At 52.0% G+C, this 15,852-nt stretch carries 8 protein-coding genes, 1 tRNA gene and 3 rRNA genes; all 12 read left to right on the forward strand.

Annotation, left to right across the window (positions count from 1 at the left end; translation table 11 throughout):
* Positions 1-402 precede the first annotated feature (402 nt).
* Positions 403-1,963, forward strand: a 16S ribosomal RNA gene (locus MKY64_RS31135).
* A gap of 127 nt (positions 1,964-2,090) precedes the next feature.
* A tRNA-Ala gene (locus tag MKY64_RS31140) sits at positions 2,091-2,166 on the forward strand.
* A gap of 261 nt (positions 2,167-2,427) precedes the next feature.
* A 23S ribosomal RNA gene (locus MKY64_RS31145) occupies positions 2,428-5,476 on the forward strand.
* A 146-nt stretch (positions 5,477-5,622) separates the two neighbouring features.
* Positions 5,623-5,739 (forward strand): 5S ribosomal RNA (rrf, locus tag MKY64_RS31150).
* Together the 16S, 23S and 5S rRNA genes with 1 tRNA gene alongside form the textbook arrangement of a ribosomal RNA operon.
* Positions 5,740-6,173: 434 nt before the next feature.
* Positions 6,174-7,346 (forward strand): GNAT family N-acetyltransferase, encoded by a 1,173-nt coding sequence (locus tag MKY64_RS31155; RefSeq protein WP_340957832.1) that lies wholly within the window; start codon positions 6,174-6,176, stop codon positions 7,344-7,346.
* Positions 7,347-7,708: 362 nt separating this feature from the next.
* Positions 7,709-8,170, forward strand: coding sequence for a CtsR family transcriptional regulator (locus MKY64_RS31160; RefSeq protein ID WP_036721901.1), 462 nt, complete (start codon positions 7,709-7,711; stop codon positions 8,168-8,170).
* Positions 8,171-8,200: 30 nt separating this feature from the next.
* A complete protein-coding gene (locus tag MKY64_RS31165; protein WP_340957833.1) occupies positions 8,201-8,725 on the forward strand; it encodes a UvrB/UvrC motif-containing protein in 525 nt (174 codons plus the stop codon).
* Positions 8,726-8,754: 29 nt separating this feature from the next.
* On the forward strand, positions 8,755-9,819 hold the full coding sequence (locus tag MKY64_RS31170) for a protein arginine kinase (RefSeq protein ID WP_036721897.1): 1,065 nt from the start codon (positions 8,755-8,757) through the stop codon (positions 9,817-9,819).
* A 37-nt stretch (positions 9,820-9,856) separates the two neighbouring features.
* A complete protein-coding gene (gene clpC, locus MKY64_RS31175; RefSeq protein ID WP_076081724.1) occupies positions 9,857-12,325 on the forward strand; it encodes an ATP-dependent protease ATP-binding subunit ClpC in 2,469 nt (822 codons plus the stop codon).
* A 217-nt stretch (positions 12,326-12,542) separates the two neighbouring features.
* Positions 12,543-13,910, forward strand: coding sequence for a DNA repair protein RadA (gene radA / locus MKY64_RS31180; RefSeq protein ID WP_036692317.1), 1,368 nt, complete (start codon positions 12,543-12,545; stop codon positions 13,908-13,910).
* 13 nt (positions 13,911-13,923) lie between these two features.
* Entirely contained in the window at positions 13,924-15,000 is a 1,077-nt protein-coding gene (gene disA, locus MKY64_RS31185; protein WP_036721893.1) for a DNA integrity scanning diadenylate cyclase DisA, read from the forward strand.
* A 64-nt stretch (positions 15,001-15,064) separates the two neighbouring features.
* Positions 15,065-15,802, forward strand: a complete 738-nt coding sequence (gene pssA, locus MKY64_RS31190) for a CDP-diacylglycerol--serine O-phosphatidyltransferase (protein ID WP_036721891.1) — start codon at positions 15,065-15,067, stop codon at positions 15,800-15,802.
* The last annotated feature ends 50 nt before the right edge of the window (positions 15,803-15,852 follow it).

A 15,852-nucleotide genomic window follows, 5' to 3' on the forward strand; every position in this document is an offset into this window, starting at 1 on the left:
ATAAATAAGTTATCTATAGGATACGAAGATAAATTCTATTGTAGCGACAAATGAAGTATTATGGGAATCAATTTGTGCAGAGCTGCGGTGAACTATTCACTATTAACTCAAAAAAAGCAGTGCTTAATCCTATTATAAAAAAAGACTTGCAAACGCTTGGAGCGCGTGATATATTATCTCTTGTGCTTATGAGACATCGACGCTGAATTGAGCGGCGGAAGAAAAATAAGTTGACAACAAACGTAATAAAATGATATGATCTAATTCCTGTGCAAGAGACATAACGTTGAAATGCCGGGAGCAAGTTCTTTGAAAACTGAACAAATGGAACGCTTTAATTTTTACAAGATTCATTCAATGAATCGTCAGTTTCAAAATGAGCAATCGCTCTTTCTAAATACCAATTTGGAGAGTTTGATCCTGGCTCAGGACGAACGCTGGCGGCATGCCTAATACATGCAAGTCGAGCGGAGTTTGAGAGGAAGCTTGCTTCCTTTCAGACTTAGCGGCGGACGGGTGAGTAACACGTAGGCAACCTGCCCTCAAGCCTGGGATAACTACCGGAAACGGTAGCTAATACCGGATAATTTCTTTTTTCTCCTGAGGAGAGAATGAAAGGCGGAGCAATCTGCTGCTTGGGGATGGGCCTGCGGCGCATTAGCTAGTTGGTGGGGTAACGGCCCACCAAGGCGACGATGCGTAGCCGACCTGAGAGGGTGAACGGCCACACTGGGACTGAGACACGGCCCAGACTCCTACGGGAGGCAGCAGTAGGGAATCTTCCGCAATGGGCGCAAGCCTGACGGAGCAATGCCGCGTGAGTGATGAAGGTTTTCGGATCGTAAAGCTCTGTTGCCAGGGAAGAACGTCCGGTAGAGTAACTGCTACCGGAGTGACGGTACCTGAGAAGAAAGCCCCGGCTAACTACGTGCCAGCAGCCGCGGTAATACGTAGGGGGCAAGCGTTGTCCGGAATTATTGGGCGTAAAGCGCGCGCAGGCGGTTATTTAAGTCTGGTGTTTAAACCTTGGGCTCAACCTGAGGTCGCACTGGAAACTGGGTGACTTGAGTACAGAAGAGGAAAGTGGAATTCCACGTGTAGCGGTGAAATGCGTAGATATGTGGAGGAACACCAGTGGCGAAGGCGACTTTCTGGGCTGTAACTGACGCTGAGGCGCGAAAGCGTGGGGAGCAAACAGGATTAGATACCCTGGTAGTCCACGCCGTAAACGATGAGTGCTAGGTGTTAGGGGTTTCGATACCCTTGGTGCCGAAGTTAACACAGTAAGCACTCCGCCTGGGGAGTACGGTCGCAAGACTGAAACTCAAAGGAATTGACGGGGACCCGCACAAGCAGTGGAGTATGTGGTTTAATTCGAAGCAACGCGAAGAACCTTACCAGGTCTTGACATCCAACTAACGAAGCAGAGATGCATCAGGTGCCCTTCGGGGAAAGTTGAGACAGGTGGTGCATGGTTGTCGTCAGCTCGTGTCGTGAGATGTTGGGTTAAGTCCCGCAACGAGCGCAACCCTTGACTTTAGTTGCCAGCAGGTGAAGCTGGGCACTCTAGAGTGACTGCCGGTGACAAACCGGAGGAAGGTGGGGATGACGTCAAATCATCATGCCCCTTATGACCTGGGCTACACACGTACTACAATGGCCGGTACAACGGGAAGCGAAGCCGCGAGGTGGAGCCAATCCCAGCAAAGCCGGTCTCAGTTCGGATTGCAGGCTGCAACTCGCCTGCATGAAGTCGGAATTGCTAGTAATCGCGGATCAGCATGCCGCGGTGAATACGTTCCCGGGTCTTGTACACACCGCCCGTCACACCACGAGAGTTTACAACACCCGAAGTCGGTGGGGTAACCCGCAAGGGAGCCAGCCGCCGAAGGTGGGGTAGATGATTGGGGTGAAGTCGTAACAAGGTAGCCGTATCGGAAGGTGCGGCTGGATCACCTCCTTTCTATGGAGAATCGTCTTCTGCAATGAAGACATTCAAATAAAAGTCTTCAGGAAGCTTGCTTCCTGAAGTAGGCTTTACTTCGTAAAGCCTTGAGCGTTTCCATTTGTTCGGTTTTGATGGAATTTGCGGGGCCATAGCTCAGCTGGGAGAGCGCCTGCCTTGCAAGCAGGAGGTCAGCGGTTCGATCCCGCTTGGCTCCACCAACAAACTTCATCTATTTGTTATGTCTGAAATACTAAATACATTGTCTGTTATTCCGAACATCACAGTCGTGATTGTCCCGTAATAACAGCAACTTGATCCTTGAAAACTGGATACCGAAACGAATTTGCGTTTTAGAACATTCCTTTAAGCTGAACTTGTGTAAACAAGTTTCATATTAATGGCGATGCTACGATGATCTTGATGGAAATACAGGCGTTGAAGAAATTCATTGTCCGATATTTTCCTGACGGAAAAATCGAGGTTAAGCTACTAAGAGCACACGGAGGATGCCTAGGCGCCAGGAGCCGACGAAGGACGTGGCGAACAACGAAACTGCCTCGGGGAGCTGTAAGCAAGCTTTGATCCGGGGGTGTCCGAATGGGGAAACCCAGCTGTGGTAATTCGCAGTTACTCGTATCTGAATACATAGGATACGCAGAGGCAGACCAGGGGAACTGAAACATCTAAGTACCCTGAGGAAGAGAAAACAATAGTGATTCCGTCAGTAGCGGCGAGCGAACGCGGAACAGCCTAAACCAAGGGGCTTGCCTCTTGGGGTTGTGGGACGTCTCACATGGAGTTACAAAGGAATTCAGTAGGTGAAGAGGTCTGGAAAGGCCCGCGATAGAGGTAAAAGCCCTGTAGCCTAAACTGTGTTCCCTCCGAGACGGATCCCGAGTAGTGCGGGGCACGTGAAACCCCGTATGAATCCAGCAGGACCATCTGCTAAGGCTAAATACTACCTGGCGACCGATAGTGAAACAGTACCGTGAGGGAAAGGTGAAAAGCACCCCGGAAGGGGAGTGAAATAGAACCTGAAACCGTGTGCTTACAAAAAGTCAGAGCCCTTTCTATGGGTGATGGCGTGCCTTTTGTAGAATGAACCGGCGAGTTACGTTTAACATGCAAGGTTAAGGTGAGAAGCCGGAGCCGCAGCGAAAGCGAGTCTGAATAGGGCGACTGAGTATGTGGACGTAGACCCGAAACCGTGTGATCTACCCCTGTCCAGGGTGAAGGTGCGGTAACACGCACTGGAGGCCCGAACCCACGCATGTTGAAAAATGCGGGGATGAGGTGGGGGTAGCGGAGAAATTCCAATCGAACTCGGAGATAGCTGGTTCTCCCCGAAATAGCTTTAGGGCTAGCCTCGGTGAATGGAGTGGTGGAGGTAGAGCACTGATTGGGTGCGGGGCCCGCAAGGGTTACCAAGCTCAGTCAAACTCCGAATGCCATTTACTTCTTGCCGGGAGTCAGACAGTGAGTGCTAAGATCCATTGTCAAAAGGGAAACAGCCCAGACCATCAGCTAAGGTCCCCAAGTGTGTGTTAAGTGGGAAAGGATGTGGAGTTGCACAGACAACCAGGATGTTGGCTTAGAAGCAGCCACCATTGAAAGAGTGCGTAATAGCTCACTGGTCGAGTGACTCTGCGCCGAAAATGTAACGGGGCTAAACACACCACCGAAGCTATGGCTAGGATCGACTTCACTGCGCCTTTGAGGCGTGTTTATCCAGATTGACATTGATGCCGTGAACCATCCGAAGGGATGAATGGCTAAATGCTTTCAGGGGATAAACATGAACTTCGAAGCTGGAGTGAAGTCGATCCTGGGGTAGGGGAGCGTTGTATGTGGGTTGAAGGTGTACCGTAAGGAGCGCTGGACAGCATACAAGTGAGAATGCCGGTATGAGTAACGAAAAGATCAGTGAGAATCTGATCCGCCGAAAGCCCAAGGTTTCCTGAGGAAGGCTCGTCCGCTCAGGGTAAGTCGGGACCTAAGGCGAGGCCGACAGGCGTAGTCGAAGGACAACAGTTTGAAATTACTGTACCACCGTAATCCGCTATGAGCGATGGGGTGACGCAGGAGGGTAGTGACGCGGACTGATGGATGTCCGTCTAAGCAGTGAGGCTGGTGTGCAGGCAAATCCGCACATCGTTAAGGCTGGGCTGTGATGGGGAGCGAAAATTATAGTAGCGAAGGTCATGATCTCACACTGCCAAGAAAAGCCTCTAGCCAGGAGAAGGTGCCCGTACCGCAAACCGACACAGGTAGGCGAGAAGAGAATTCTAAGGCGCGCGGAAGAACTCTCGTTAAGGAACTCGGCAAAATGACCCCGTAACTTCGGGAGAAGGGGTGCCTCGGTAGGGTGAATAGCCCGAGGGGGCCGCAGTGAAAAGGCCCAAGCGACTGTTTAGCAAAAACACAGGTCTGTGCGAAGCCGCAAGGCGAAGTATACGGGCTGACGCCTGCCCGGTGCTGGAAGGTTAAGGGGAGCGGTTAGGGGTTAAACCCGAAGCTGTGAACCGAAGCCCCAGTAAACGGCGGCCGTAACTATAACGGTCCTAAGGTAGCGAAATTCCTTGTCAGGTAAATTCTGACCCGCACGAATGGCGTAACGACTTGGGCGCTGTCTCAACGAGAGATCCGGTGAAATTTTAATACCTGTGAAGATGCAGGTTACCCGCGACAAGACGGAAAGACCCCATGGAGCTTTACTGCAGCTTGATATTGAATTTGGGTACGATCTGTACAGGATAGGTGGGAGCCGTGGAGGCAGGAGCGCAAGCTTCTGCGGAGGCGCCGTTGGGATACCACCCTGATCGTATCTAGGTTCTAACCTAGTGCCCTCATCGGGTACGGGGACCGTGTCAGGCGGGCAGTTTGACTGGGGCGGTCGCCTCCTAAAGAGTAACGGAGGCGTTCAAAGGTTCCCTCAGAATGGTTGGAAATCATTCGCAGAGTGCAAAGGCATAAGGGAGCTTGACTGCGAGACCTACAAGTCGAGCAGGGACGAAAGTCGGACTTAGTGATCCGGTGGTACCGCATGGAAGGGCCATCGCTCAACGGATAAAAGCTACCCTGGGGATAACAGGCTTATCTCCCCCAAGAGTCCACATCGACGGGGAGGTTTGGCACCTCGATGTCGGCTCATCGCATCCTGGGGCTGAAGTAGGTCCCAAGGGTTGGGCTGTTCGCCCATTAAAGCGGTACGCGAGCTGGGTTCAGAACGTCGTGAGACAGTTCGGTCCCTATCTGTCGTGGGCGCAGGAAATTTGAGAGGAGCTGTCCTTAGTACGAGAGGACCGGGATGGACGTACCGCTGGTGCATCAGTTGTTCCGCCAGGAGCATGGCTGAGTAGCTACGTACGGACGGGATAAGCGCTGAAAGCATCTAAGCGTGAAGCCCCCCTCAAGATGAGATTTCCCAGTATGTAAGACCCCTTGAAGACGACGAGGTAGATAGGTTGGAGGTGGAAGTGCAGCAATGCATGGAGCTGACCAATACTAATCGGTCGAGGGCTTATCCAAAAGTTACCCCAAAAAGTGAAGATGAAGCTGACGAAGCGGATTCCGAATACTTTCCGGGGGCCCCGTAACAAGGGCAAACGCAAATTTCGTTTCGGATTCAGTTTTCAGGAATCAATTTCCTGAAGCATTTACGCTGTAAATGCCCGTTTGGTGGCGATAGCGGAGGGGTTCCACACGTACCCATCCCGAACACGACCGTTAAGCCCTCCAGCGCCGATGGTACTTGGACCGAAGGGTCCTGGGAGAGTAGGACGTTGCCAAGCACATGAGCCATTGTTGAGCAATCGACAGTGGTTTTTTTGCGTGCGGGCAGGGCTGTGGAAAAGCTGTGGATAGATTTCAGTAAGTACAGAAAAGTTGCGCACATGTGGATACCTTTACAGGAACAGAATGATCCCCGGATCATGGGGGAATCACGCACAATATTGTGGATGAGTCAAGCGAAAACATAAGTAATACACCGATTTTGTGGATAAAAAGTGAATATTGTGGATAGATAAAATGTAATCGGGGATAACTCTTTTGAGCCGGAAAGAAACTCTTTCCGGTTTTTTGCTTTGCTGTGCAAAAGCTGTGGATAACTATTCTTTTTGCAACTGATGGTCTGCCTTTATTAGCATCCGGCGGCTTGGCTTGTTATACTCTCTATTAAGCAAATATCTGGAGCTAATTTATGGAATGTAACGGGGGGAACAGCATGGAAATCAGGCAGTTACGTGCCGGAGAATTTGAGGACAGCTTAAGCTTGTCCGAATATGCTTTTAAGTATAAGGTTTCTGCAGAAGACAGAGTACGCGCCAAGGAGAGCTTCAAACCGGAACAAACCTGGGCGATTTTTGAAGGGGACAGTATCGGTGCGAAGCTGACGCTTCTTCCGTTACAGGTATATATACAAGGCAAGCCCATTTCTATGGGGGGCATCGCCGGTGTAGCCACTTGGCCGGAGAACCGCCGGCAGGGTTATGTAGCCCATCTGCTGACCCATGCGCTCGAGACGATGAATGAAGCCGGTCAGACATTGTCCTTTTTGCATCCGTTCCTGATTCCCTTTTACCGTAAATTCGGCTGGGAGATCTACTGTGAATATAAGAAGTATACTCTTCCGGTAGGGAAGTTCCCGCACAAGACGGAGATTAAGGGCAGCGTGAAACGCGATATCCCGGATCTTGCAGTATTTCAGCAGCTGTACGACCAATTCGCTATGAGGTATAACGGGACTCTCCAGCGCACTGAGACCTGGTGGAAGGAAAGTGTGCTTGATGACGATACGCATTCCTGTGTGTTTTATTCAGAGCAGGGTGAACCGGAGGGCTATGTGCTGTATAAAATAGTGCAGCAGGAGCTGGTCATAGATGAGTTTATCTATGGGAACGAGCTTGCCCGCCAGGGCTTGTGGACCTTCCTGGCCAATCATGACTCCATGATTACGGCTGCACAGCTGAAGCTGGTGCCTGCTGACGATATTCTTCCCTTCCTCCTTCCCGATCCGCGGATTGCGCAGGAGAATTATCCATACTTCATGGCGCGTATCGTCAATGCTAAGGCTTTTGTGGAGAAGATGACCTTCAATGTGCCGGAGGGTGACCGGGAGCGGGTGCTTTATATTGAAGATAAGCATGCGTCATGGAACAACGGGTTATGGCGGTGGACTGTGTCGGAGCAAGGGGGAGCGGCGTTCACCCGGATTCAGGGCGAGCGGTCAGAGGCTGACCTGGAATGCAGTATCGGCACGCTTACTGTGCTGCTAATGGGATACAAACGTCCGCTTCAGGCGGCAAAGTACGGACAATTATCCGGAACTGCTGAGGCGACAGCTTGGCTTGAATCGCTGATTCCGCAGGCCGAGACGGCATTATTCGATTTTTTCTGACAGAGAACGGCTCTTCCTCTTCCCCTAGGAGGGAGGAGCTGTCCTATACATAACGCCTCCATTTCAGTGAACGAAGCAGGCAACCGGAATACAATACAGCCAAAACGTAAAAAATAAGAGTAACCCCTTGGCATTCAGCGAGAATATGTTATAATATGAAAAAGTCAAAGAAAGTCAAAGTCAACGCAGGCCGGATATCATCGTTCTCAGGAATGTAACATTTAGAGAAAAAGCGCAGGGCAGAGGCTATTGCAGCCGATTCTTATTACATTGCCCGGGTTAAGTTCTTAAGAGCATGTCTCTGACGGCAGGCGTTGGCGCAGCACAGATTTAACCAATGCTTATACACTGGAGGATGAGTGATGCGTAATATCTCCGATATTATTGAACAATATCTGAAGAATATTTTGCATGAAAGTCCCGAAGGTACGGTGGAAATTCAGCGCAATGATCTGGCGGACCAGTTCTCCTGTGTCCCGTCACAGATCAATTATGTCATCAGCACACGGTTCACATTGGAAAAGGGATATGTGGTGGAGAGTAAACGCGGCGGCGGCGGATATATCCGGATTCAGCGCTATGAGCTGCCTCAGAATGTGGCCTTATACGCACATCTGAACTCCACGATAGGGAATGATATTGATCAGAATTCTGCCGAAGGGCTGATTTATCAGCTGGAGGAGGCCCGTTTCCTCTCCAAACGTGAAGCGTGTCTGATGCGTTCTGCGGTTTCCCGGGAATGCCTGACGGTTAATCTGCCGTACCGGGATGAGATTCGTGCCAAGCTTATGAAGGCTATGCTAATCTCTTTATTGGGCAAATAATTTGTCAAATGGTAAGGAGGGACACCGCTCATGCTATGCCAGGAATGCGGCGTCAAACCGGCTACACTCCACTTCACGAAGATTGTGAACGGGGAGAAGACGGAATTTCATATCTGCGAAAGCTGTGCGCGGGAGAAGGGTGAACTGATTCCCGGAACTGCGGGAGGCTTCTCTATCCACAGCTTGCTTTCCGGTCTCCTGGATCTGGAAGGTTCGGGCAAGGGAAAGTCAGCAGCCGCACAAAGTGTGCAGGGGCTGCATTGTGAGAACTGCGGCATGACCTATTCACAGTTCAGCAAGCTGGGACGGTTCGGCTGCAGCTCCTGTTATAAGTATTTCGACAGTACGCTTGACCCGCTCTTCAGGCGGGTGCATGGCAGTACAGCGCATGTCGGCAAGCTGCCCAAGCGGGCGGGCGCACAGATTATGTGCAAGCGCCAGATTGATGAGCTGAAGCATGAATTGCAGCAGAGTATTGTGCAGGAGGAGTTCGAGACCGCAGCTGAGCTGAGGGACAGAATCCGCAAGCTTGAAAAAGAAATGCCACAAGAGTAAAGTCTTTGATATATAGGAGGGATCCGGGCATGTCAAGTCTCCGGTTTACCGAACAAGCACTGAGTGACTGGATGCGCTGCGGCGGCAGCCATTCCGAGATTGTCATCAGCAGCCGTATGCGGATCGCCCGTAATCTGGAGCATCTTCCGTTCCCGCTGCTCGCTTCAAGAGAGCAGTCGGAGGAGGTGCTGGAGCAGCTTGCCCCCGTATTTCAGGGTGAAGCTTCGGCCGACTTCGGCAGCTTCGAGCTGCTGAGACTGGATGAGCTGGGTGAGCTGGACAAAAAGGTACTGGTGGAAAAGCACCTCATCAGTCCTAACCTGGCGGATGATTCCAAAGGCGGGGCAGTCATTCTTAATGAGGACGAGTCGGTCAGCATTATGATCAATGAGGAGGATCATCTCCGCATTCAATGCCTGTTCCCGGGGCTGCAGGTCAGAGAAGCCTGGGTAAGGGCAACCGCCATCGATGATATTTTCGAGGCTGCTGTCAATTACGCCTTCGATGACCGCAGAGGCTACTTAACAAGCTGTCCCACCAATGTGGGAACAGGGCTGAGAGCCTCGGTTATGGTGCATCTGCCGGCCTTGGTGATGACGCATCAGATCAACCGCATTTTGTCCGCAGTTAATCAGGTGGGGCTTACCGTTAGAGGAATTTATGGTGAAGGCAGCGAAGCAGTAGGGAATATCTTTCAGATCTCCAACCAGATTACGCTCGGACAGACCGAAAATGAGATTATTGAGAATCTTCACAGCGTAGTCACCCAGATTATAGAGCATGAACGCAACGCCCGCGAACGCCTGCTGGTCGATTCCGCTCTGCGGATTACGGACCGTATCAAGCGCTCCTACGGAATTCTGGCCTATGCTGCTGTGATGGAACTGAAAGAATCGGCACAGCGGCTCTCCGATCTGCGGCTTGGTGTAGATCTGGGGATTCTGGAAGGGCCTTCGATTTCAGTGCTCAATGAGCTGAATGTCAAGACTCAGCCGGGCTTTCTGCAAAAGCTGTTCGGTGACGAGCTGTCGCCTACTGAACGCGATATGTACCGGGCGAAGCTGCTCCGGGAGACACTGGGATCACAACATTAAATTATAGATATTTATTATCCGTGGAGGTGCAGGAGATATGATGTTTGGAAGATTTACGGAACGCGCACAAAAGGTGCTGGCGCTGGCGCAGGAAGAAGCCGTACGTTTGGGACACAACAACATTGGGACAGAGCATATTTTACTCGGACTGATTCGTGAAGGAGACGGCATTGCCGCTAAGGCATTGATCGGACTTGGTCTGGGTCTGGAGAAGATACAGGATGAAGTGGAAACACTGATTGGCAGAGGTCAGGAACAACCGACCAACATCGCTTATACTCCTCGTGCCAAGAAGGTGATCGAGCTGTCCATGGACGAGGCCCGCAAGCTGGGTCACACGTATGTGGGAACAGAGCATATCCTGCTCGGTCTGATCCGCGAGGGAGAAGGCGTAGCAGCCCGTGTGTTGAACAATCTCGGCATTAGCCTGAACAAGGCCCGCCAGCAGGTATTACAGCTCCTGGGCAGCAGTGAAGCCACCTCCAGCCACAGCGGAGCTCCGGCTAACGTCAGTACGCCAACACTGGACGGCCTGGCCCGCGATCTGACGGCCTATGCCAAGGATGGTAACCTCGACCCTGTGATCGGCCGCAGCAAGGAAATTGAGCGTGTCATTCAGGTGCTGAGCCGCCGGACCAAGAATAATCCGGTGCTGATCGGTGAACCTGGGGTTGGTAAAACGGCGATTGCCGAAGGTCTGGCCCAAAAGATCATCAACAATGAAATTCCGGAGACGCTGCGCGACAAACGTGTCATGACCCTCGATATGGGTTCTGTAGTGGCTGGTACGAAATACCGCGGTGAATTCGAAGACCGCCTCAAAAAAATCATGGATGAGATTCGCCAGGCGGGCAACATCGTGCTGTTCATTGATGAGCTTCATACGCTGATCGGAGCGGGTGGTGCAGAAGGCGCGATTGATGCCTCCAACATCCTGAAGCCTGCCCTCGCCCGTGGTGAGCTGCAATGCATCGGTGCCACAACGCTTGATGAATACCGCAAATATATTGAGAAGGACGCCGCGCTGGAGCGCCGCTTCCAACCGATCACAGTGGATCAGCCTTCCCCTGAGGAAGCTGTACAGATTCTGTTCGGTCTTCGTGACCGGTACGAAGCCCATCACCGGGTGAAGATTACAGATGAAGCCATTGTGGAAGCAGTCAAGCTGTCTGACCGCTACATTCCTGACCGGTTCCTGCCAGACAAGGCCATTGACCTGATTGATGAAGCAGGCTCTAAGGTAAGACTGAATTCTTACACCATCCCGCCGAATCTGAAGGAACTGGAAATGCGTCTGGATGATATCCGCAAGGAGAAGGATTCCGCAGTACAAAGCCAGGAGTTCGAGAAGGCTGCTGCACTTCGCGATACCGAGCAGAAGATTCGTGAAGAGCTGGACACTACGAAGAACCAGTGGAAAGAAAAGCAGGGCCGCACCGATTCCCAGGTTACACCTGAGGATATCGCACAGGTGGTGGCCAGCTGGACCGGCATTCCGGTCAGCAAGCTGAAGGAAGAAGAGACAGACCGCCTGCTGAATATGGAAGCCCTGCTGCATGAACGCGTAATTGGCCAAGACGAAGCCGTTAAGGCGGTCAGCCGGGCACTCCGCCGGGCGCGTGCGGGTCTGAAGGACCCGAAACGTCCGATGGGCTCCTTCATCTTCCTCGGACCAACCGGGGTTGGTAAGACCGAGCTGGCGCGGGCGCTTGCCGAAGCGATGTTCGGTGACGAGAATGCGGTAATCCGCATCGATATGTCGGAGTACATGGAGAAGCATTCCACCTCCCGGCTGGTCGGAGCGCCTCCAGGGTATGTAGGGTATGAAGAAGGCGGACAATTAACAGAGAAGGTGCGCCGCAAGCCTTACTCGGTTGTACTGCTGGATGAGATTGAGAAGGCCCACCCTGAAGTGTTCAACATTCTGCTGCAGGTACTGGAAGATGGCCGTCTGACCGATTCCAAGGGCCGCGTGGTCGATTTCCGCAATACCCTGATCATCCTGACCTCGAACGTAGGGGCACAGGCGATCAAGAAGAATTCGACGCTTGGATTCACCGCAGTACAGGATGCGGGCGCGGATTACAGCAACATGAAGGGCAAGGTTATGGAAGAGCTGAAGAAGAGCTTCCGGCCTGAGTTCCTGAACCGGATCGACGAGATCATTGTCTTCCACTCGCTGGATGAGAAGCATATCGCAGAGATCGTGACTCTGATGTCCGAGGAGCTGCGCAAGCGTCTGCGTGAGTACGATGTAGATTTCCTGCTCACTGACGGCGCCAAAGCATTCCTTGCCAAAGAGGGCTATGATCCGGCCTTCGGTGCCCGTCCGCTCCGCCGGGCGATTCAAAAGCATATCGAAGACCGCCTCTCCGAAGAGCTGCTCAAGGGCAACATCAAGAAGGGGGATTCCCTGAACATTGATGAGGTGAACGGCGAACTGGTCGTAACCACCGTTGAAGCACCGGCCGAGGTCTCCCTGGAGAAAACAGTCGAAACTGAATAATTGTTCCGGAAAATGAAACAAAGCTCCCGCTCCTCCGTATAGAGGGGCGGGAGCTTTACTTGTTTTCGTCCCTCAGACATACTCAAACACGCCTAAAAGAAGACGCAAATAAAAACTAGATCTTAAGTGTCCTTCCGTTCAGTGTGCAGAAATGGTAAACTTTGAATAAGAGTAAAATATCCGCAATTTTAGCAAGTTCGGACGGTAAGGAGTGCACATGGCTAAACCTAAAACAAAATTTTTCTGTACCGAGTGCGGCTACGAATCACCGAAGTGGTTCGGAAAGTGCCCGGGCTGCCAGGAATGGAACTCGATGGTAGAGGAAACGGAAAGCGTAGTCAAAACACAAGGCATGAATGCACCTATTTTTCAGAGTAAAGAAAAGGCGCAATCGATCATAAATATAGAAAGTGACAAGGAGCCCCGTATTCTGACGGGCATCGGTGAGCTTAACCGCGTGCTTGGCGGCGGGATCGTTCCCGGCTCGCTGGTGCTGGTCGGAGGCGACCCCGGAATCGGGAAATCGACACTGCTGCTGCAGACCTCGCATGCCCTGACTACACAAGGGCTGCGCGTGCTGTATATTTCGGGGGAAGAATCTGTGCGGCAGACCAAGCTGCGGGCCGACCGCCTCGGAGCGCTGTCTGCGGAACTGTACGTTCTATGTGAGACGAACATGGAGAGCATTGAGGAAGCGATTGAGCAGATTCAGCCTCAATTTCTGGTCATTGACTCGATCCAGACTGTATTTATGCCGGAGGTAACCAGTGCGCCGGGCAGTGTAGCACAGGTGCGGGAATGTACGACAAGATTCATGCGGATCGCCAAGATCCGGGGGATCGCCACAGTGCTTGTTGGTCATGTAACGAAGGAAGGCGCTATTGCCGGCCCGCGTATGCTGGAGCATATGGTGGATTGTGTCCTTTATTTTGAAGGGGAGCGCCATCATACGTACCGTCTGCTGCGGGCAGTGAAGAACCGCTTCGGCTCCACCAATGAGATCGGGATCTTTGAAATGGGGGAAATCGGGCTGACCGAGGTGGAGAACCCGTCGGAGCTGTTCCTGTCTGAGCGCCCGCTCGGAGTGGCCGGGTCAGCGGTGGTAGCCAGCATGGAGGGCACAAGACCCGTTCTTGTTGAATTGCAGGCGCTGGTGGCTTCGACACATTTCCCTTCGCCCCGCAGAATGTGCACAGGTATGGATCATCAACGGATGGCGCTGATCATTGCTGTGCTGGAGAAGCGGATGGGCATGTTCCTGCAGAATCAGGACGCTTACCTCAACGTTGCGGGAGGGGTGAAGCTGGATGAGCCGGCAGTGGATTTGGCTGTCGCTATCAGCATTGCCTCCAGCTTCCGTGATTTTCCGACCAAGCCGTATGATGTGTTTTTCGGGGAGGTAGGGCTTACCGGTGAGGTGAGAGGGGTATCACGCGCAGAGATGCGGGTGAAAGAGGCGGCCAAGCTTGGCTTCCGGCGGGTTATTATGCCCGAGAAGAGTCTGAAGGGCTGGAAGCATCCGCAGGATATCCAGATTATAGGCGTCAGCACAGTAGCACAGGCACTAGCGGTCGCGTTAGATTAGGGGGCACAGGGACATGAAAGAATATAATCCATCAGATAATATGAATGATCTGCTTAGAATGGCTGCACCCGGAACACCCTTCCGGGAAGGGCTGGAGAATGTGCTTCGCGCGAAGACCGGGGCACTGATTGTTGTCGGATATAGTCCGGAGGTCATGGAGGTTGTCGATGGCGGCTTCTCCATTAACTGCGATTTTTCACCAAACTATTTATACGAGCTGGCCAAAATGGACGGAGCGATTATTCTGAGCGAGGATCTGAAGCGGATTCTGTACGCCAATACGCAGCTGATCCCCGATTCCTCCATCTCTTCGATCGAGACAGGAATCCGGCACCGGACGGCAGAACGGGTAGCGAAGCAGACCGGCAAGCTGGTCGTTTCCATTTCCCAGCGCCGTAATATTATTACGCTGTATCAGGGCTCCATCCGTTACGCACTCAAGGAAATTGGTTCGATTCTGGCCAAAGCCAACCAGGCGATTCAGACCCTGGAGAAGTACAGAGCCGTTCTGACACAAGGGCTGACCAACCTGTCCGCTTCTGAATATGAGGGGATTGTGACGGTGGCCGAGGTCGTCGGTGTGATCCAGCGCGTGGAGATGGTGCTGAGAATCAAAATGGAAATTAAGCGTTACATCAACGAGCTTGGCAATGAAGGACGGCTGATCAGTATGCAGATGGAAGAATTGGTTGGAAATACAGAGGAAGAAGCATGGCTGCTGTACAGAGACTATGCCAGAGAAGAGCAGGAGGAGAAGATCCGTGAGATCATTGCCGGGCTGAAGCGCAGCAGCGATGATGAACTGATGGATGACAACCATATTGCCCGCCTGCTGGGCTATTCCTCAACAGCCATTTCCTCCGAAGAAGCTGTAACTCCCCGTGGTTACCGCCTGCTGAACAAGATTCCACGGCTGCCGAATGTGATCATCCACAATTTGGTGGAACGCTTCGAAATGCTGCCTAACCTGATGAAGGCAAGCATAGCTGAGCTTGATGAAGTGGACGGCATTGGCGAGGTCCGCGCACGTAATATTCAGGACGGGCTGAAGCGGCTCCAGAAACAAGTTCTTATTGACAGACAAATGTAAATACCATACAATCACGTAATGTTGCAGTCCCATGCAGTACAAGTAGGAAAATTGAGGTGAAGAAATGATACAAAAATCAATTCCAAGTCTTTTTACGATTGGTAATCTGATGCTTGGAATGTTTGGTATCATGATGGCGTTTGACGGCAAGCTGAGCATGGCCGCTATCATGGTGATTATCGCGATGCTGCTCGATGGGCTGGATGGCCGGATGGCCCGTGCGCTGAAATGTGAGAGTGAATTCGGCAAGGAGCTGGATTCTCTATCCGATGTAGTTTCGTTTGGAGTCGCCCCGGCGCTGATTATGTATTTAACAAGTCTGCAGGAGCTGAATCCTGCACTGGGATGGACCGTCACGGCGATCTTCCCTGTATTCGGAGCCTTACGTCTGGCCCGGTTCAATGTCCGCCCGGGGATTCCGGGATATTTCGTAGGATTGCCGATTCCTGCTGCGGGCGGGGTTCTGGCCACGCTTGCACTTTTCCATAAGGATGTATCTGCACCATTCATGATTATGGCTACCCTGCTGCTGTCGTATCTGATGGTCAGCACAGTGAAGTATCCCAACTTCAAGAAGATTGGTTTTCCCAAAAAAGCGGTTATAGGCGCACCTGTAGTTATCGTGATCGCTGTAGCTGTTGCGGTGGTCTTCCCTGAACAGATTGCCAAGCTGATCTTTGGACTTCTGGCGCTGTACGCCTTATATGGCTTCAGACAGAGCTTAGGGCTGTTTAAGGTCCGCCGGCAACGCCGCCGCAGAAGACGCTCGGAGGATAAGGTATATCATTCCAAGAACGGTTAGCCCTTCTTCAGAACTTATTTCATTCATAGACCGCTATACGCTATATACAA

This window comes from Paenibacillus sp. FSL R7-0210 (assembly GCF_038009085.1).
Taxonomy (GTDB): Bacteria; Bacillota; Bacilli; order Paenibacillales; family Paenibacillaceae; genus Paenibacillus_AQ; species Paenibacillus_AQ silagei.